The following is a 17,910-nucleotide window of genomic DNA, read 5'->3' as shown; positions in this document are numbered from 1 at the left end:
TCTCGCGACACAACTGCGCGACGCGAGATGTTCTTGGCTGGCTTGCTGCGCGGGGCGTGATATAACGCCCATCGCCAGGCAGCGACCGACCCAGGTTACCAGAGCAGTCCTGCAACGACACAATCCGCCTGTCGGCAGCCTACGAGCAACCCTTTGCCGGGGGTTCCGGCGCCTACGACCGTGCTGCGGCGAATGTCCTCAGCAACGCCGTAGACGGCCCGTGCGTGGCCGTCATCCGACGACGCGGCCGGTCGCACCCAAAGGTGTGACCGGCCGCGTAGAGGCTGTCAGATCAGCTGCTACGACTCCGCAGGCGGCGGGCCCGCGGGACGACCGACGGCACGACGCCGCGGCTTACGCTGCGGCACCTCGACCGGGATCTCGGCGGTGAAGTCGACAGCGGGCGCGGGAGCCTGCTCCGGGGTCGGCAGCACGAACACCGCACCACTGCTGTCCGCGGCGGGTGCTGCGGCCGAACGGGCGACTCTGCGCCGCCGTCCGGTGCGCGGTGCCGGTTCTGGCGCACCGTTGGTTACCGCGCGATCCTCGGCAGGCTTTGCCACCGTTTCCGCAGGAGCCTCGGTGACCGTCTCGACGACTTCTTCCGGTTCCGTCTCTTCGACAGGCACGGCGACCGCGATTTCGGGCTCGACGACCTCGGTCTCGTGCGACTCGGCAACCACCGACTCACGCTCGGCCGCCACCGACTCGATCTCGACGTCCACCGACTCGATCTCGGCACCCGACTCGTCCTCGTCCGCATCACCGTGATGCGCGGCCATCGCCAAGGCAACCGGGTGCGCCCGCTTGACCGCGATCTCTTCCTCGGACTCGACCGGTGCGGTCCCGTTGGTCGCGGCGACCGGCGCGGCGGGCGCCGCACCCTTGTCGCGACCACGGCGGCGACGCGATCCGGTTTCCCGAGCCGCGCCACGGCTCGCACCACTGTCGTCGCCAGAGGACGGCTCGACCGGGTAGGCGTGCACCAGGATGCCGCGCCCATGGCAGTGCTCACAGGTCGTCGAGAACGCCTCGACCAGACCGGTGCCGAGCTTCTTGCGAGTCATCTGCACCAGGCCGAGCGAGGTCACCTCGGACACCTGGTGGCGGGTGCGGTCCCGGCCGAGCGCCTCGGTGAGCCTGCGCAGCACCAGATCCCGGTTCGACTCGAGCACCATGTCGATGAAGTCGACGACGATCATGCCGCCGATATCGCGCAACCGCATCTGGCGCACGATCTCCTCGGCCGCCTCAAGGTTGTTGCGGGTGACCGTCTCTTCCAGGTTGCTGCCGCCGGAACCGGTGAACTTGCCGGTGTTCACGTCGACCACCGTCATCGCCTCGGTGCGGTCGATCACCAGGGTGCCGCCCGAGGGCAACCACACCTTGCGATCGAGCGCCTTGGCGAGCTGTTCGTCGATCCGGTAGGCCTCGAACACGTCGACGCCGTTGTTCTCGTGCCGGGAGACCCTGGCGAGCATTTCCGGCGCGACGGTGCCGATGTACTTCTCGACCGTGCTCCAGGCCCGCTCACCCTCGATGACGAGCTTGGAGAAGTCCTCGTTGAACAGGTCACGGATGACCTTGACCAGCAGGTCGGGCTCTTCGTACAGCGTCTTGGGCTGACCGTCGTTCTTGCCTTCGGCGGCCTTCTCGATGGTGCGCCAGGTCGCCTGCAGCCGTTCCACGTCGCGGGCCAGCTCGTCCTCGGCGACACCCTCGGACGCGGTGCGGATGATCACACCGGCGTCGTTGGGGACGATGTCGCGCAGGATTTCCTTGAGCCGCTTGCGCTCGGTGTCGGGCAGCTTGCGGCTGATACCGGTGGAGGTGCCGCCCGGCACATACACCAGGAAGCGTCCGGCCAGGCTGATCTGCGTGGTCAGCCGGGCGCCCTTGTGTCCGACCGGATCCTTGGAGACCTGAACGAGCACGAGCTCACCGGGCTTGAGCGCCTGTTCGATCTTGCGCTCTTTACCGCCGAGGCCGGCGGCCTCCCAGTTCACCTCGCCCGCGTAGAGCACGCCGTTGCGGCCGCGGCCGATGTCGACGAACGCCGCCTCCATGCTCGGCAGCACGTTCTGCACCTTGCCGAGGTAGACGTTGCCGACCATCGAGGCGGAACCGGTGCTGGTGACGAAGTGCTCGACCAGGATGTTGTCCTCGAGCACCGCGACCTGAGTGGCGGTCGGATGATCGGGGAACGCCTTCTCACGCACCACCATCACCCGGTCCACCGCTTCGCGGCGAGCCAGGAACTCCGACTCGGTCAGGATCGGCGGACGACGCCGACCGGCCTCGCGGCCGTCGCGCCTGCGCTGCCGCTTGGCCTCGAGCCGGGTGGAACCGGTGATGCCCTGCACCTCATCGACGGCGGTGGCACGGCTGCGGCTCTTGTTCCGCGGCTCGCGCTCGTGCACGACGGTGTTCGGCGGGTCGTCTTCGGTGGTGGTAGCGGCCTCGGCCTCGGGGGTGTCGCCCGCCACCTTGCGACGGCGCCGACGACGGCGGCGACGGCTCGCGCCCTCCGGCTCGTTCTCGTCGTCCTCGGTGTCGGCGTTGTCGTCGGACGAGTCGCTGGCGTCCGCGTTGTTGTTGCCGCTGGTGTCGGCGGTGTCGCCGTTCTGCTCGTCCTCGTTGTCGTCCGAGTCGTTCTCGTCGTCGGCGTCGCTCTGCTGCTCGCCACGACCGCGACCGCGGCCACGGCGGCCACGGCGCCTGCGACGCGGCTGACCATCGGCGTCACCCTGCTGATCGGTCGACTCCTGGTCGTCCTCGACCGTCTCGGGCTCTTCCTCTGGCTGCGGCTCCTCGACCACCGGCTCTTCGCGCCGGACATCGCGCTCGGTGCGGCGCTTGCGGCGCGTCTGCTCGGCGGCCGCGGCATCCGGCGGCAGGAACAGCGGTGCCTGCACGACGGCGGCGGACTCGAAGACCACCGGCGCCGCGACGTGCGGCTCCTGCCGAACCGGGTGGGTGAACAGCTGCACCGAGGGCTGGTGTGCGACCTCGTTCGGGTTCTCGGCCCCGGAATTGCCGATCAGCGGTTCCGGCGCGGAGAAGACCAGGCCGCCGTGTCCACGGCTAGGCGCGGGCTCCGGTTCCGCTGCGACCGGCTGGACCGGGGCGTCGACCGGCTGTGCCGGAGTCTCGGCTACTTGCACCGGGGTCTCGGCCGCCACCGGGGTTTGCACCGCTGGGGCGTCGCCCTCCGGCGGACCGAGCGCGTCGCGGACAGACTCCGCGATCGCCCGATCGACGTTCGATTGCGCGCTGCGCGCGTCGGACCCCAACTCGGTGAGCTTGGCCAGGATGCGCTTGCTCGTTACCCCCAGCAGCTTGGCGAGTGCGTGAACACGAATTCGCTCCGGCAATTGTTCGGCATCCTGTGGTGTTGTTTCCAATGGCTCTTTTTCGGCCACGAAGTCTCCTCGGACCCCCGGGCGCGTCCCTCCCGGTAAGGAGTGAAGCGGCCGACGCGGGGGCACTATCCGTTCGCCTCACGCCGCTCAGCGCAAGGTCATATGGTCTCGCCCCGCATGTCCGGTTATCACCATGGTGTTCGTCGGTTTGGGCTAACTGGTCACGCGGCGCCTGGCTGTTGGCTGAACTCCACGATTGTGAGCGCTCATCCAGCGTGCCGACGCGAACAACAAGCCCAGCGACCGGGCCTTTTGTCCGTGGCAGCGATGATCGGCATCGAACCGCGGTGTGTCATCCGGCTGCGATGGCCCCGATAGTCCACGTACCTGCGCGAACAGTCGGCATCAAAAGCAGCCGATGTCAGTATCCCATACCGAGCGCCGCGACCTCACCGCGGCGCACGACTAACCTCGCTAAAGCTCGGCTAGCCGCGCACCGCAGGGCGCTGTGTCTTTGGTTCGCTCGCTGCGCTCACTCACTACCGAGTCCAACTCGCAAACTATTTTCAGGCCGGGAACTCCGGGAACCACAGAGCAATCTCCCGCTTGGCCGATTCGGGCGAATCGGACCCATGCACCAGGTTCTCCTGGGTCTCCAGGGCGAAGTCTCCGCGAATGCTGCCCGGTACGGCCTTTTCCACCGGGTCGGTGCCACCGGCGAGCTGCCGGAATGCCGCGATGGCGCGCGGCCCCTCCAGGATGGCCGCGATAACCGGGCCGGAGGTGATGAATTCGATCAGGGAGCCGAAAAACGGCTTCTCGGCGTGCTCGGCGTAGTGGCCCTTGGCCAGGTCCTCGGACACATGCTTCAGCTCGAGGGCCGCGATCTTCAGGCCCTTGCGCTCGATTCGTACCAGCACCTCGCCGGCGAGGCCACGGGCCACACCGTCCGGCTTGATGAGTACCAACGTCTGCTCAGTCACGGCGCACACTCTAACCGGCACCCCCGGCGGGTACCGAACCAGCGGCCCCCGCACGGTCGGCGAAGCGGGCCGCGACCGCTGTCCGGGGCCGCCAGGACTAGGACGAACGCTGGGCCCGCTGACTCGGCAGCAGACCCTTTTCGATCCGGCCGCGCACGTCCGCGCGCAGCACCAGAATGAAGCCCCAGACCACCGCGAACACCACGCCGATGACCCCGATGGACACATGGATGAAGATGCCGAGCAGCACGAACACCTGCAGGCCGAGATTGAACGGCATCGCCCAGGACCGCCGCTGCAGCCCCGCGCCGAGGAACATCACCACGGCGAGCACCACCAGGTAGGTACCGGACAACCAGGTGACCCCGCCGCCGACCGCGCTGACGACCGGCAGCGCGAGCAGCACCACGATCGCCTCGAGCACCAGCGTCCCCGCCATGACCCCGCGGAAACCCTTCCAGGGATCGGTCGTCGGCGCGGGCACCGAATCCGGTTGTGCGGCGGGCTCACTCATGCGGGGTCCTTTCCGAACAGCGCGCGCGTCGCGCCGGCCGTCACGACGGAACCGGTCACCACGACTCCGGCGCCGGACACCATCTCCCCCGCCTCGCCGACTTCCTCGGCGATGGCGATGGCCGTCTCCAGCGCGTCCGGCAGCGTCGGTGCGGTGATCACCCGCTCGTCGCCGAAGCGCTGCACCGCGAGATCGGCGAGCCGGTCGACGTCCATCGCACGCGGCGAACCGTTGCCGGTGACGACGATCTCGTCGAGCACCGGCTCCAGCGCGGAGAGGATGCCGTCGGCGTCCTTGTCCGCGAGCACGGAGACCACACCGACCAGCTTGCGGAAGTCGAACTCCGCCGTCAACGTCGAGGCGAGGGCCTGCGCACCCGCCGGGTTGTGCGCGGCGTCGATGAAGATGGTCGGCGCACTGCGCATCCGCTCCAGCCTGCCCGGGCTGGTCACACTCGCGAAACCCGCACGGATGGCTTCGATGTCGAGTTGCCGGTCGGCACCCGCGCCGAAGAACGCCTCGACCGCCGCGAGCGCGAGCACCGCGTTGCGCGCCTGATGCTCACCGTGCAGCGGCAGGAAGATCTCGTCGTATACCCCGCCGAGGCCCTGCAGTTCGAGCTGCTGGCCGCCGATCGCGATCTGGCGGGCGAGCACCCGGAATTCGCCGCCTTCGCGCGCCACTGCGGCGTCCACCTCGACGGCCCGGCGCAGCAGCACCTCCATCGCCTCGGGGTCTTGCTCGGCGATCACCGCGACGGTGTCGCGCGGAATCAGGCTCTCCGGCGCACGTTTGATGATTCCGGCCTTCTCCCCCGCGATGGCGGTGAGATCGGTGCCGAGATAGTCGGTGTGGTCGAGGCCGATCGGGGTGATCACCGCGACCTGTCCGTCGATCACATTGGTGGCGTCCCAGGTGCCGCCCATGCCGGTCTCCACGACGGCCACGTCGACCGGTGCCTCGGCGAAGGCCGCGAACGCCATGCCGGTGAGCACCTCGAACTTGCTCATCGGCGGACCGCCCGCCGCGGCCGACTGCGCGTCGATCATCTCGATGAACGGCTGCAGTTCCTGGTAGGTCTCGACGTACCTGGCCGGCGTGATCGGGGCGTTGTCGATGCTGATCCGCTCGGTGGCGAGCTGCAGGTGCGGGCTGGTGATCCGGCCGGTGCGCCGGTGCAGCGCGGTGAGCAGCGCGTCGATCATCCTGGTCACCGAGGTCTTGCCGTTGGTGCCGGCGACGTGGATCGCCGGGTAGCTCTGCTGCGGCGAGCCGAGCAGATCCATCAGGGTGGCGATGCGGGTGAGCGACGGCTCGATCTTGGTTTCCGGCCAGCGGGTGTCGAGTTCGGCCTCAACCAGCGCCATTTCGGCCAGCTCGACCGGCGACGGTCCGGAACTCAGCCGCGGTCCGGCGGCCGGGTGGCGGAGGTCGTCGCCGTACTGCGGTTCCGGTTCGTGGTTCATTTGCCACTCAGTTCTGCGAGTCGGGCACCGATGCGCGCCACCTCGGCGGCGGCGACCTCTTGGCGGGCCTTGATCTTCGCGACCACCGGCTCCGGCGCCTTGCCGAGGAACGCCTCGTTGCCGAGTTTGGCTGCGGTGCTTGCCAATTCCTTCTCGGCCGCGGCCAGGTCCTTCTCCAGGCGGCGGCGTTCGGCGTCCAGGTCGACGGCGCCGGAGGTGTCCAGCTCGACGGTGACGGTGGCACCGCTCAGCCGGACCTCGACGGTCGCGGTCGCCGCGAAGTCGTCGCCGGGCGCGGTGAGCCGGGCCAGGTTCGCGACCGAGTCGTGCAGTTCGGTCAGGCCGGCGGTGTCAAGGCCGATGAGCTTGGCCGCCACCTTCTGCTTGTCGGCAAGGCCCTGATCGCCGCGGAACCGGCGGATCTCGGTGATCAACCGCTGGGTATCCGAAATGCGTTGTGCCGACACCTGATCCGTCGGCACCCCGGAGGCCTGCGGCCATGCGGCGATCACCAGGGATTCGCCGTCGGTCAGCGCCTGCCACAGCGATTCGGTGACGAACGGGACGACCGGATGCAGCAGGCGAAGCACCGCGTCGAGCACGTTGCCGAGCACGACCTGGGTGTGCTCGGTGCGCGCGCCTTCCTCGGCGAACTGCACCTTGGTCAATTCCAGGTACCAGTCACAGACTTCGTCCCAGAACAGGTGGTACAGCGCCTCGCAGGCCTTGCCGAACTCGTAGCTGTCCAGCGCCGAATCCACTTCGGCGCGCACCTCTTCGAGCCGATCCAGGATCCAGCGGTCGGCATCGGTGAGCTGCGCGCGGTCGGGCAGTTCGCCGGTCCGCGCGCCGTTCATCAGCGCGAACTTGGTGGCGTTGAACAGCTTCGTGACGAAGCTGCGCGAGGCGAGCGCGTGCTGTTCGCCGACCGAGAGGTCGCCGCCGGGATGTGCGCCGCGTGCGAGGGTGAATCGCAGTGCGTCGGCACCGTATTCGTTGATCCAGGCCAGCGGGTCGATGCCGTTGCCGCGCGACTTCGACATCTTCTTGCCGTACTGGTCGCGAATCAGGCCGTGCAGGAACACATCCTTGAACGGGACCTGCCGCCCATCTTTGCCCGCGGCAAGCACCGGGTCGTCGCCGACGAAGGTGCCGAACATCATCATCCTGGCCACCCAGAAGAACAGGATGTCGTAACCGGTGACGAGAACGCTTGTCGGATAGAACTTTTCGAGCTCGGGCGTGGCGTCGGGCCAGCCCATGGTGGAGAACGGCCACAGGCCCGAGGAGAACCAGGTGTCGAGCACGTCCGGGTCCTGCACGTAGCCCTCGGGCGCGGTCTCGCCGGGACCGACGCAGACCACGTCGCCCTCGGGGCCGTACCAGATCGGGATGCGGTGGCCCCACCACAGCTGCCGGGAAATACACCAGTCGTGCATGTTGTCGACCCACTCGAACCAGCGCGGCTCCGAGCTGGCCGGGTGAATCACGGTGTCGCCGTTGCGAACCGCGTCACCGGCGGCCTTGGCCAGCGACTCGACCTTGACCCACCACTGCATGGAGAGGCGCGGTTCGATCGGCTCGCCGCTGCGCTCGGAATGCCCGACGCTGTGCAGGTAGGGCCGCTTCTCGGCGACCACGCGCCCCTCGGCGGCCAGCCGCTCGCGCACCGCGACGCGCGCCTCGAATCGGTCCATGCCGTCGAATTCGGTTCCGGTGCCGGTGATCCGGCCGCGCTCGTCCATGATGTTGGGCATCGGCAGGTTGTGCCGCAGGCCCATCTCGAAGTCGTTCGGGTCGTGCGCGGGAGTGATCTTCACTGCGCCGGAACCGAATTCGGGGTCGACGTAGTCGTCGGCGATGATCGGGATCTGCCGCCCGGTGATGGGGTGTTCGAGGGTGGTGCCGATCAGCGCCTGGTAGCGCGGGTCGTCCGGGTGCACGGCCACCGCGGTGTCACCGAGCATCGTCTCGACGCGGGTGGTCGCCACGATCACATGCGGTTCGCTGTCGTCGAGCGAGCCGTACCGCAGCGAGACGAGCTCGCCGGGGATCTCCTGGAAGTTGACCTCGATATCGGAGATGGCGGTGCGCAGCGCGGGCGACCAGTTGACCAGTCGCTCGGCGCGGTAGATCAGCCCGGCGTCGTAGAGCCGCTTGAAGATCGTCTGCACGGCCTGGGACAGGCCGTCGTCCATGGTGAACCGGTCCCGGTTCCAGTCGACGCCGTCGCCGAGCGCGCGCATCTGCCACTGGATGGCGCCGCCGGATTCGCGCTTCCAGTCCCACACCTTGTCGATGAACAGCTCGCGACCGAAGTCTTCCTTGGTCTTGCCGTCGACGGCGAGCTGCTTTTCCACGATGGTCTGGGTGGCGATGCCCGCGTGGTCCATGCCGGGCAGCCACAGCACCTCGTAGCCCTGCATGCGCTTGCGGCGGGTGAGGGCGTCCATGATCGTGTGGTCGAGGGCGTGGCCCATGTGCAGGTTGCCGGTGACGTTCGGCGGAGGCAGCACGATCGAGTAGGGCGGCTTGTCGCTGGTCGCGTCGGCCGCGAAATAGCCAGCGGCTACCCAGCGCTCGTACATCGAGGCCTCTACCTCAGGGTTCCAGCTCTTGGGGAGGGCATCGGCACGATTACGCGTCTTGTCAGGGGCTGCGCTGGTCACCCGACGATTCTAGTGGTCCGGCTCAATCGATTTCCGCAGGGTGCGGGCCGACACCGGACTGTCCCGCCGAGCGCCCCGCGATGGGCGTGCCGAACCGCGCGCCATGTGAGACTTGCCGGTGTGAGTGAGTTCGGCGAATTCCTGAGGGTCAAGCGCGCGTCGATCACGCCCGCGCAGGTCGGTCTGCCGCCGGTCGGTAATCCGCGCCGGGTGGCCGGGCTGCGCCGCGAGGAGGTCGCCCTGCTCGCCATGATGAGCGTCGATCACTACACCCGGCTGGAGTTGGGGCGAGTGACCCGCGTCTCGGACGACGTGCTCGGCGGGATCGCGCGGGCGCTGCTGCTGACCGAGGCCGAACAGACATACCTGCGCCAGCTCATGGTGCCGCACAACAGGATTGCCGCGGAATCGGGCAAAAAGTAAGGCGGAGTCTTCGGTGGATGAGGGACACCGAAGACTCCGCCTACACCTGAAAGCTTACCGTCCCAACTGGAAGGGTTCGGGAATCCATAAGCAATTCTCAGCTTCTGGCATTTTCTACCCCGGATCTCCGCATTAACCGGTCGAAACGGGCTCCTGGGCGGCCGCTAACGCGAGGTCGACATTGATCGCGACGGCGGCGGAATAGCCCGCGGCCGCCGCGCCGACGACCTGAGCGGCGGGGTTCGAGACATTGCCCGCCGCCCAAACCCCCGGCACGCTTGTCCGCCCGGACGGGTCAACGATCGGCCAGCCCTTCTCGTCGAAATCGCATCCAAGGGCGTGCAGCAAGTCGGCATTGGGCAGGAAGGTGGGTGCGACGAACAGTGCCGAGCAGGGCACTGCCCGGCCGTCGGCCAGTTCCACCCCGCGCAAGGTTCCGTCGACGACGAGTCGCGTGACCTCGCCCTCGATGACCCGGACACCGCGCGCCGCGAACTGGGCCCGGTCGGCATCGGACAACTCCATGGTGTGTTGGAACAAGGTCACGTCGGCCGACCATTGCGGCAATACCAACGCCAAATGCGGCACCCGCGGATCGGCGCCGCCGAGCAGACCGAGCGGCTGATCGCGCACCTCATATCCGTGGCAGTACGGGCAGTGCAGCACGTCGATACCCCACCGCTCGCGCACGCCGGGCAGGTCTGGCAGTTCATCGCGCAGTCCTGTCGCGACCAGTATCCGGCGCGCGGTCAGCGTCCGTCCGCTTGCCAGCCCAATGGTGAAATCGTCTCGGCCATCACCCTTTTCGACATCGGTGACGACATCATCGATCAGCTCGCCGCCGTATCCAGCGACCTCCGCCGCGCCCTTTTCGAGCAGCTCGCCCGGCGACATCCCATCCCTGGTCAGAAAACCATGCATGTGCTCGGCGGGCGCGTTGCGCGGCGCACCACCGCGTACCACCGCCACCCTGCGCCGAGACCTGGTCAGCACCAGCGCCGCGGACAGTCCCGCAGTACCCCCGCCGACGACCACTACGTCATATAACTCGCTCATCTAGCGATCACCTCCGCCGAAGAGGATGGAGGGCACGTCGTAGCTGCGACAACATTTGTTGCTGTTTCAGGGAATTGGAGTCATGCGGCCGGGATGAGCGCGTGCACGTCCGCACGACCCCGCGACCAAAAGTCCGAATAGTCACAATTCAACAATGTCCGTATTGTCCGTTCTTGCCAGATCGACCGCAAGTGCGGACCCTGGTAGATGTGAACGCATCCGCCAGTCCGGTTCAGGGAAATCTCAGTGAGAATGCAGGGTTTTCCCCGTTGCCCGGCCAGCGGCCGCTGCGGACGCTGGAAGAGGTGAACCCGCCCCTCGCCCCATCGCCGCCGCACTCCCCCGAGGCGTTACCGCCCGCACTCGCGCCGGATGCCGTGCACGATCTGCGGGGCCGATCGATCGATGAATTGCAGTATCCGCCCATGACGGCCCTGGTTGTCGCCGGGATACCGGGCGCGGGCAAAAGCACGGTGCTGCGCCGGTTCTTCGGTGCGACCACCGAGTCCGAAGACCCATCGGGTGGGCCAGCGGGATCACTGGTGCTCGACTCGCTGCAGGCCCGGAATCGGTTGCGGCACCGGCTCGGCTGGCTGCCGTACTCCCTGTGGCGACCGGTCGTCCATGTCGTGCACTTCGCGGGAATCCGTGCGGCACTGCGTGATACGGACGGACCGGTAGTCATCCACGACTGCGCGACCACCGGATGGGCGCGCCGAATCATCGCCCTCTGGGCCGCCGGTTACGGCAGGGAGCTGCACGTGATCCTGCTCGACGTGCCCACCGCGGTTGCCCGCGCCGGTCAGCACGCACGCGGGCGGCGCTCCAATCGAATGACCTTCGTACTGCACTGTTTTCGCTGGCGACGGTTGATGCGGCGACTGCGCGCGGGCGGCGGCATGCGGCCCGCGCCGGAATCGCTGGTGATCGTCGACCGGATCAATGTCAATCGCATGCGCCGGGTGACCTTCGCCGCGTAGGAAGGGCGCCGGTGTCATCCCAGCGGATGCCGGGCCCGAGTCGCTGCGCGAGAACCTTTGCCGCCACTCGATTCCGGCGTGTGCCGGACGGACGAGAAGGCGTGGGTGCGCCGGCGGCACAGGGAGGTGTTGGTGCGCAGGCCAACGCCTCAGGGGACCAATACCGTCAGTGCGCCGGGGACGGCACGGATGGTGATCGGCAGCAGGCCAGCGGGTTCGCCGTCCGCGGTTGCGGGGGCACCGGGCGCGGTCAGGGTGATTTCCGCGGCTCGATACTGCTTGACCGCCGGGTGATTCTGCCGTTTGCCCGCGGACAGCACGGGCAGTAGGCGCAGCATCTCCCGCCGGGACAGCGCGCCGACCACGGTGAGGTCGAGCAGGCCGTCGTCGAGCACCGCGTCCGGACAGATCAGCATGCCGCCACCGTAGGTGCGGGTATTGCCGATCGCGACCATCACCGCGTTCGTCGCCAATGCCGAACCCGCACCGGGGTTCGTCAGTCCTTCGGTGACCGCGCCGGTCAGCTCGACCCGATAGGGCACGGTGAACCGGCCGGAAATCTCGGCCAGCGCGGCGAGGGTGTACCGCAGCCGCCCCCTCGGCCAGCGCATGGCGTTGGCGCGCAAGGTGACTCGTGCGTCGAACCCAGTGCCGGTGACGGTGGCGAACCACATCGGTGCCGAGGTGGACGCCTCGAGCTGACCGAGGTCGATGGTCCTGGTTCGTCCGTCGATCACGATATCGGCCGCGGCGACCGGATCCTCGGTGGGCACACCGAGTTCCCTGGCGAGATCGTTGCCGGTGCCTGCCGGGATCAAGCCCAGCGGCACGCCGGTCCGCGCGACGGCATCGAGGGTCACGTTCATCAGGCCGTCGCCGCCGATGCAGACCACCGCGTCGGCGTTGCCGCGCTCGATCGAATCGCGCACCAGCTGAACAGTTTCGGCGGCCGACGGTGCCTGCACCTCGGCGACCTCGACCCCGCGATCACGCAACCGCGCCAGCGCCGCGGTCGCGACGTCCTGACCGGCGCCCAGCCCCGCGTGCCGATTGGTCACCACGGTGACCGCACGCACGGCGCGGGACGAATACTGCGTCACGGAACCAGCTTTCCAGGATTGAGGATGCCCGCGGGGTCCAATTCGGCTTTCACCGCGCGCAATACCCGCACCCCGAGGTCACCGATCTCGGCGGACATCCACGGGCGGTGGTCGGTGCCGACCGCGTGATGATGGGTGATGGTGCCGCCCGCCGCCACGATCGCGGCACCGACGGCTTGTTTCGCCGTGTGCCACTGGGCGATCGGCTCGTCGAGCTGCTTGGCGACGATGGTGAAGTACAGCGACGCACCCGTCGGATAGGTGTGCGAGATGTGGCACATGACCAACGGCGGAGTGCCCTGCCCGGCGAGCGAATCGGTCAGTGCCGCAGTCACCTTCGCCTTGAGGTTGGCCAGGTTCGCCCAGGTGGTCGCGGTCTCCAGCGTCTCGCACAGCACGCCGACGTCCAACAGCGCGTCGCGCATGTACGGCGCGCCGAAGCGGCCGTGTTCCCATTCCAGGGCCGGGGTCTCGCCGAGCGCGGTGCCACCGGCCGCGGCGAGCAGCGCGCTCGCTTCGGCGCTGCGTGCCGCGACGTGCGCCTCGGTGCCCTCGAAAGTGGTGATCGCCAGGCAACCCGAGACCGCGTTGCCGCCGATATCGCTGGAACGAGCCAGGTTGACCCCGGTCTCGGCCTCGTCGGAGAGCCGGAGCACCGTCGGCGTCGCACCGGCCTGCACGACCGAACGCAGTGCGGCGGCGCCGGTTTCGAAGTCGGGGAACGACCATCCTTGGTAGGCAATGGTTTCCGGCACCGGATGGACGCGAACGGTGACCTCGGTGATCACCCCGAGGGCCCCCTCGGACCCGACGAACAGCTCACGCAGGTCCGGCCCCGCCGCCGACGCGGGCGGACGGCCGAGTGCCACTGTGCCGGTGGGCGTTGCGATCTTCAGCCGCTGCACCATGTCGTCGAAACGCCCGTAACCCGCCGAGGCCTGCCCGGACGACCGAGTGGCGGCGAACCCGCCGATGCTGGCGAATTCGAAACTCTGCGGAAAGTGCCCGAGCGAAAGTCCTTGTGCGCGAAGCAGTTCCTCCGCGCGCGGCCCCGTGAGTCCGGCACCGAGGGTGGCCATGCCGCTGATCGGGTCGATCTCCGATACCGCGTCGAGCCTGCGCAGGTCGACCGCGATCACGGTGTCGAAGCGGCCACGCACCGGATCGACGCCGCCGACCACGCTGGTGCCGCCGCCGAACGGGACGACCGCGATGGCGTGCTCGGCGCAGTAGGCGAGCACCGCAAGTACCTGCTGGTGATCGGCGGGAAAGACGATGGCGTCCGGTGCGTCCTGCGGGCCCTCGGCGCGGCGGCGCAGCAGGTCGGGGGTGCTTTTGCCGCCCACGTGCCGTAGCCGATCGTGGTGGTCGGCCGAGACGTTGTCCGCGCCGACCACCTCGATCAACCCGTCTCGTTGGGCAGGCGTGATTGCCGACTCTCGGAGTGACACTTCGCCCTCATCGCGGCGCGCCACCGGGTCGCCGGACACTCCGAACACCTGCGTCAGGAGGCCCCGGATCTGTGCCGATAACGGCTTGTGTCCGGCCGGAATGCCCCAGGCATCCCAGACCATACTCGCCGCGGCCTCGGTTACGCCCGAGTTTTCCGCCGGAGCCGATTCCTCGCCGGTGTGCTGCTGCGTCTCGACCATGCGTTACAGTTTGACATAGAATGTCAAGTAGTAACGAACCCGGACCGAAGGTGACGCCTTGACCGCTCCAGACGGCCCAGCTGCTCCAAACGGCTCAGCCGACGACGCGCTCTCCGCCATCGACCTGGCGATTCTCGACGCCGCCCGCCGCTGTGTTGCGGAGTTCGGCGTGCGCCGCACCACCCTCACCGAGGTGGCCCGTCGCGCGGGCGTCAGCAGGCCGACCGTCTACCGCCGCTGGCCGGACACCGGAGCGCTGGTCGCCGAACTGCTGGTCCGCGAGCTGCGCGCGATCGTCGCCGCCACCATGCCCACCTCGGGCGCCGGCCGCACCAGGCTGGTCACGGGCATCGTCGCGGGCGCGGTCACGATTCGCTCGAATCCGTTGTTCGGCAAGATCTTCCGCGCCGACACCGACCTGATGCTCACCTACGTCTTCGGCCGCCTCGGCCGCAACCAGCGCGCACTGATCGACCTGTTCACCGCGGGCATCCGCGAGGGGCAGCAGGACGGGTCCATTCGCGACGGCGACCCGGAACATCTGGCCACCATGCTGCTGCTGATCGCGCAATCCGCAGTCCAGTCGGCTGGCACGGTCGCCCCCTTGCTCGCCGGAGCCGACCTCGACGCCGAGCTGGCCAACGCGCTCGACGGCTATCTCGTTCCGCCCCATCGAAAGGGGTTGTGACGATGGGATATTCGGCGACCACCGCGGCGATCGATCACCGCGGGGCAGCGGCGGCCTGTTACCTGAGCGTCGGCAGGACGACTGATCTCGGAAAGGCGAAGCGATGACAGCGAATTCGGTATCGAGGGGAGATTCGGCACTCAACGCTGAGCGCCGCACCCGGGAGCTACGGCGGCTCGGCGACGAGGCGCGGATCGACGTGCTTGTCATCGGCGGCGGCGTCACCGGCGTCGGTGCCGCGCTGGACGCGGCGGCCCGTGGCCTGCGGACCGTGCTGGTGGAGCGACACGACCTGGCCTTCGGAACCAGCCGGTGGAGTTCCAAGCTGGTGCACGGCGGGCTGCGGTATCTGGCAAGCGGTCAGGTCGACATCGCGCACGAAAGTGCCGTGGAGCGAGGCATTCTCCTTCGCACCACCGCGCCGCATCTCGTGCGTCCGCTGCCGCAGCTTGTGCCGCTGCTGCCCAGCATGGGTGCCGCGCAGAGCGCGCTCGTGCGGGCCGGTTTCCTTGCGGGCGACGTGCTGCGCCGCGGTGCGGGTACCCCGGCCGCGATCCTGCCGCGTTCCCGCCGAGTCGCGGCCGCCGAAGCGCTGCGGCTCGCGCCGACCGTGCGCCGCGACGGGTTGCGTGGCGGGCTCCAGTCGTGGGACGGACAGCTGGTCGACGATGCCCGCCTGGTTGTCGCCTTGGCACGCACCGCCGCCGCGCAGGGCGCGACGGTGCTCACCCGCGTGGAAGCCCTTGCCGTGACCGGCAATTCGGCTCGACTGCGGGACACCCTGACCGGCGAGACCATGACCATCCGCGCCAGCGCCGTCGTCAACGCCACCGGCGTGTGGGCCGACGAGGTCGATCCGAGCATCGAGCTACGCCCGAGCCGCGGCACCCACCTGGTGTTCGCCGCAGAGTCGTTCGGCGGGCTCACCGCCTCGCTGACCGTCCCGGTACCGGGCAGCACCAGTCGTTTCGTCTTCGCCTTCCCCGCCGCGCACGGCCGCGTGTACCTCGGTCTGACCGACGAGGACGCCCCGGGCCCCGTCCCGGATGAGCCGAAACCCACCGAAGGCGAGATCGACTTCCTGCTCGACACCATCAACACCGCGCTGCGTGAACCGTTGACCCGCAGCGACATTCGCGGCACCTACGCGGGCCTGCGCCCACTGCTGAAAACCGCCGACGACAGCACCGCCGACATCTCCCGCAAACACGCGGTGCTGCACTCCCCCACCGGCGTCATCACCGTCGTCGGCGGCAAACTCACCACCTACCGCCAGATGGCCGAGGACGTCATCGACGCCGCCGTCACCCGCGCCGGACTCACCGCGGGCCCGTGCCGCACCAAACGACTTCCCCTGGTAGGCGCGGTTTCCGGGGCCGCACGCGACCGCATCGACGCACCACCGGTCCTGATCGACCGCTACGGCAGCGAGGCGGCCACCATTCTCGCCGCCGCACAACACAATCCGGCGCTAGCCCAGCCGGTAGCCGCCGGAATCGACGTCACCGCAGCGGAATTCCACTTCGCCGTCAGCAACGAAACCGCCCTCGACGCCGACGATCTCCTCGACCGCCGCACCCGCATCGGCCTGATCGCCGAGGACCGCGCGGCCGCCACCCCGGCCGCGATGGCCGCACTGGCCTAGGTTTCCGAGACGGTCCCGTCGAAGGACCACGAATCGAGATCGGCGCTCATGGAGGCGCGCGGCCAGTCGTCAAGACCGTGCGCCGCCTCCGCCGCGCGGATCGCATGCAGGCCCGGCGTCTGCTCCTCGTCGCTCAGGTAACGGAAGCCGAGGCGCTGGTAGTACGGGCCGTTCCAGGCGACGTCGATGAAGGTGGTGAGGGTAATCGACTGCATCCCATGATCTTTCGCCCAGAACACGGCGTGATCGATCAGGCGTTTGCCGATGCGTCTGCCGCGATATCCGGGCAGCACCGACACCTGGTCGATATGGGCGTCGCCGTCGACAACGCCGAGGATCAGGTAACCGACCGGATTATCGCCGTCGTCGGCCCACACCCACGCGCGCCCGGCGCGCTGGAACTCACGTAGCGTTTCCAGCGAGGGCGGCTCATCCTCCGCCACGGCGGTCATGCCGATATCGGCGAACGGTTTACCCGCCGCGATCTCGATCTCCTGCAGGGCTGGCAAATCGACCTCGGTCGCCGGTCGGATCACGGACACCCTTGACATCTTAGAGTTCAGGTGACCGGCGTGGCGAGAATGCCCTCGATCAGCACCCGAAGTGCCCATTTTCCGCGTGCTTCCCCGTCACCGGTCATGAGAGTTTCCCGCATCGCCACGATCATCGGATAACGATCGGCCGGCAGCTCGGCGAAACGCTTGGCGACCTCGGCGAGGTGCACCTCCGCGCGCATGCCTTTGGTGTTGTAGGCGCTCTGTTCGGCGGCGGCCGCGGTGATATGCAGGAACAGCAGGTCGACGGCCCACGAGTTGGTGATCCCGGCCACCCCGCTCTCGGCGAGCACGGCCAGCATCCGGTCCATCAGCAAGAGCGTGTTCGTCGCGGTCGGGATCGATCCGAGCGCGACCAGCGCCAGCCCCTCGTGCCGACTCATCGCCGCGATCGCGGCCTCCACCAGCGCGACCAGGCGTTCGCGCCAGGTGCCGCCGGTCGGTTCCTCGAGCGTGCCGAGCACGTGATCGAGCATGGCGGCCATCAGGTCGTCGCGGTTGGCGACGTAGACGTAGAGCGAGGCCGCGCCGGTGTCCAGCTCCTGCGCGACGCGGCGCATGGTCAGTGCGGCGAGGCCCTCCGCATCGAGGACGCGCAGGCCGGTTTCGATGATCACCTCACGGCTCAGTGGCGCCTTCGCGGGACGGGCCCTGCGGCTGACCGGCGCTGTGCTCATGCCTTCGCCCCACTAGCGATCGAATCCGCCAAAACCGCAGCGGTGGCTGTGTTCATTGCCCGCTCTCCGCGCTCGCTCATGGTGATGAGCATACGCCTGAACGAACACCGTTTGACACGAACGCCGTTCGCCTCGTATGGT

14 protein-coding genes are annotated in these 17,910 nt (G+C 68.4%); 4 read left to right on the top strand and 10 right to left on the bottom strand.

Features of this window, described 5'->3' with window-relative positions:
* Window positions 1-299: 299 nt before the first annotated feature.
* The 5 genes from OG203_RS36300 to OG203_RS36280 form a co-directional block, all read right to left on the bottom strand.
* Window positions 300-3,422: a translation initiation factor IF-2 N-terminal domain-containing protein gene (locus tag OG203_RS36300; protein ID WP_405161715.1), complete on the bottom strand. Its 3,123-nt coding sequence runs from the start codon at window positions 3,420-3,422 to the stop codon at window positions 300-302.
* 506 nt (window positions 3,423-3,928) lie between these two features.
* Window positions 3,929-4,345, bottom strand: a complete 417-nt coding sequence (gene ndk / locus OG203_RS36295; RefSeq protein ID WP_405161714.1) for a nucleoside-diphosphate kinase — start codon at window positions 4,343-4,345, stop codon at window positions 3,929-3,931.
* Window positions 4,346-4,442: 97 nt separating this feature from the next.
* Entirely contained in the window at window positions 4,443-4,859 is a 417-nt protein-coding gene (locus OG203_RS36290) for a DUF4233 domain-containing protein (protein ID WP_405161713.1), read from the bottom strand.
* Window positions 4,856-6,226 (bottom strand): bifunctional folylpolyglutamate synthase/dihydrofolate synthase, encoded by a 1,371-nt coding sequence (locus OG203_RS36285; RefSeq protein ID WP_405168117.1) that lies wholly within the window; start codon window positions 6,224-6,226, stop codon window positions 4,856-4,858. The genes OG203_RS36290 and OG203_RS36285 overlap by 4 nt, the downstream gene beginning before the upstream one ends.
* Before the next feature lie 95 nt (window positions 6,227-6,321).
* Entirely contained in the window at window positions 6,322-8,994 is a 2,673-nt protein-coding gene (locus OG203_RS36280) for a valine--tRNA ligase (protein WP_405161712.1), read from the bottom strand.
* A 120-nt stretch (window positions 8,995-9,114) separates the two neighbouring features.
* On the opposite strand from OG203_RS36280, the gene OG203_RS36275 reads away from it, so the two are divergent.
* On the top strand, window positions 9,115-9,417 hold the full coding sequence (locus OG203_RS36275) for a helix-turn-helix domain-containing protein (RefSeq protein WP_405161711.1): 303 nt from the start codon (window positions 9,115-9,117) through the stop codon (window positions 9,415-9,417).
* 132 nt (window positions 9,418-9,549) lie between these two features.
* Here OG203_RS36275 and OG203_RS36270 read toward each other — a convergent pair whose 3' ends face one another.
* Complete coding sequence (locus tag OG203_RS36270) at window positions 9,550-10,473, bottom strand: NAD(P)/FAD-dependent oxidoreductase (protein ID WP_405161710.1); 924 nt, start codon at window positions 10,471-10,473, stop codon at window positions 9,550-9,552.
* A gap of 269 nt (window positions 10,474-10,742) precedes the next feature.
* Between OG203_RS36270 and OG203_RS36265 the strand changes: the two genes are divergently transcribed.
* Window positions 10,743-11,453, top strand: a complete 711-nt coding sequence (locus OG203_RS36265; protein ID WP_405161709.1) for an AAA family ATPase — start codon at window positions 10,743-10,745, stop codon at window positions 11,451-11,453.
* A gap of 149 nt (window positions 11,454-11,602) precedes the next feature.
* On the opposite strand, the gene OG203_RS36260 is transcribed toward OG203_RS36265, so the two are convergent.
* A complete protein-coding gene (locus tag OG203_RS36260) occupies window positions 11,603-12,553 on the bottom strand; it encodes a diacylglycerol kinase (RefSeq protein WP_405161708.1) in 951 nt (316 codons plus the stop codon).
* Window positions 12,550-14,127, bottom strand: coding sequence for an FAD-binding oxidoreductase (locus OG203_RS36255; RefSeq protein WP_405168116.1), 1,578 nt, complete (start codon window positions 14,125-14,127; stop codon window positions 12,550-12,552). Before OG203_RS36255 ends, OG203_RS36260 begins: the two co-directional genes overlap by 4 nt.
* Window positions 14,128-14,263: 136 nt before the next feature.
* Between OG203_RS36255 and OG203_RS36250 the strand changes: the two genes are divergently transcribed.
* Together OG203_RS36250 and OG203_RS36245 are read left to right on the top strand one after the other, a co-directional pair.
* A complete protein-coding gene (locus OG203_RS36250) occupies window positions 14,264-14,893 on the top strand; it encodes a TetR/AcrR family transcriptional regulator (RefSeq protein ID WP_405161707.1) in 630 nt (209 codons plus the stop codon).
* Window positions 14,894-14,996: 103 nt separating this feature from the next.
* Window positions 14,997-16,538, top strand: coding sequence for a glycerol-3-phosphate dehydrogenase/oxidase (locus tag OG203_RS36245; RefSeq protein ID WP_405161706.1), 1,542 nt, complete (start codon window positions 14,997-14,999; stop codon window positions 16,536-16,538).
* Here OG203_RS36245 and OG203_RS36240 read toward each other — a convergent pair.
* Window positions 16,535-17,089 (bottom strand): GNAT family N-acetyltransferase, encoded by a 555-nt coding sequence (locus tag OG203_RS36240; RefSeq protein ID WP_405168115.1) that lies wholly within the window; start codon window positions 17,087-17,089, stop codon window positions 16,535-16,537. The genes OG203_RS36245 and OG203_RS36240 overlap by 4 nt on opposite strands.
* A gap of 8 nt (window positions 17,090-17,097) precedes the next feature.
* On the bottom strand, window positions 17,098-17,769 hold the full coding sequence (locus tag OG203_RS36235) for a TetR/AcrR family transcriptional regulator (protein WP_405161705.1): 672 nt from the start codon (window positions 17,767-17,769) through the stop codon (window positions 17,098-17,100).
* Window positions 17,770-17,910: the final 141 nt, after the last annotated feature.

Origin of the sequence: Nocardia sp. NBC_01499 (assembly GCF_045040275.1) — a bacterium.
GTDB lineage: Bacteria > Actinomycetota > Actinomycetes > Mycobacteriales > Mycobacteriaceae > Nocardia.
The sequence above is the reverse complement of the archived record's forward strand: the minus strand, read 5'-3'. Positions and strand labels throughout refer to the sequence as shown.

Coding starts and splice junctions, on each gene's coding strand:
- OG203_RS36290 (WP_405161713.1), bottom strand. CDS start 4,859: ATGAGTGAGCCCGCCGCACAACCGGATTCGGTGCCCGCGCCGACGACC.
- OG203_RS36255 (WP_405168116.1), bottom strand. CDS start 14,127: ATGGTCTGGGATGCCTGGGGCATTCCGGCCGGACACAAGCCGTTATCG.
- OG203_RS36270 (WP_405161710.1), bottom strand. CDS start 10,473: ATGAGCGAGTTATATGACGTAGTGGTCGTCGGCGGGGGTACTGCGGGA.
- OG203_RS36285 (WP_405168117.1), bottom strand. CDS start 6,226: ATGGCGCTGGTTGAGGCCGAACTCGACACCCGCTGGCCGGAAACCAAG.
- OG203_RS36240 (WP_405168115.1), bottom strand. CDS start 17,089: ATGTCAAGGGTGTCCGTGATCCGACCGGCGACCGAGGTCGATTTGCCA.
- OG203_RS36245 (WP_405161706.1), top strand. CDS start 14,997: ATGACAGCGAATTCGGTATCGAGGGGAGATTCGGCACTCAACGCTGAG.
- OG203_RS36235 (WP_405161705.1), bottom strand. CDS start 17,769: ATGAGCACAGCGCCGGTCAGCCGCAGGGCCCGTCCCGCGAAGGCGCCA.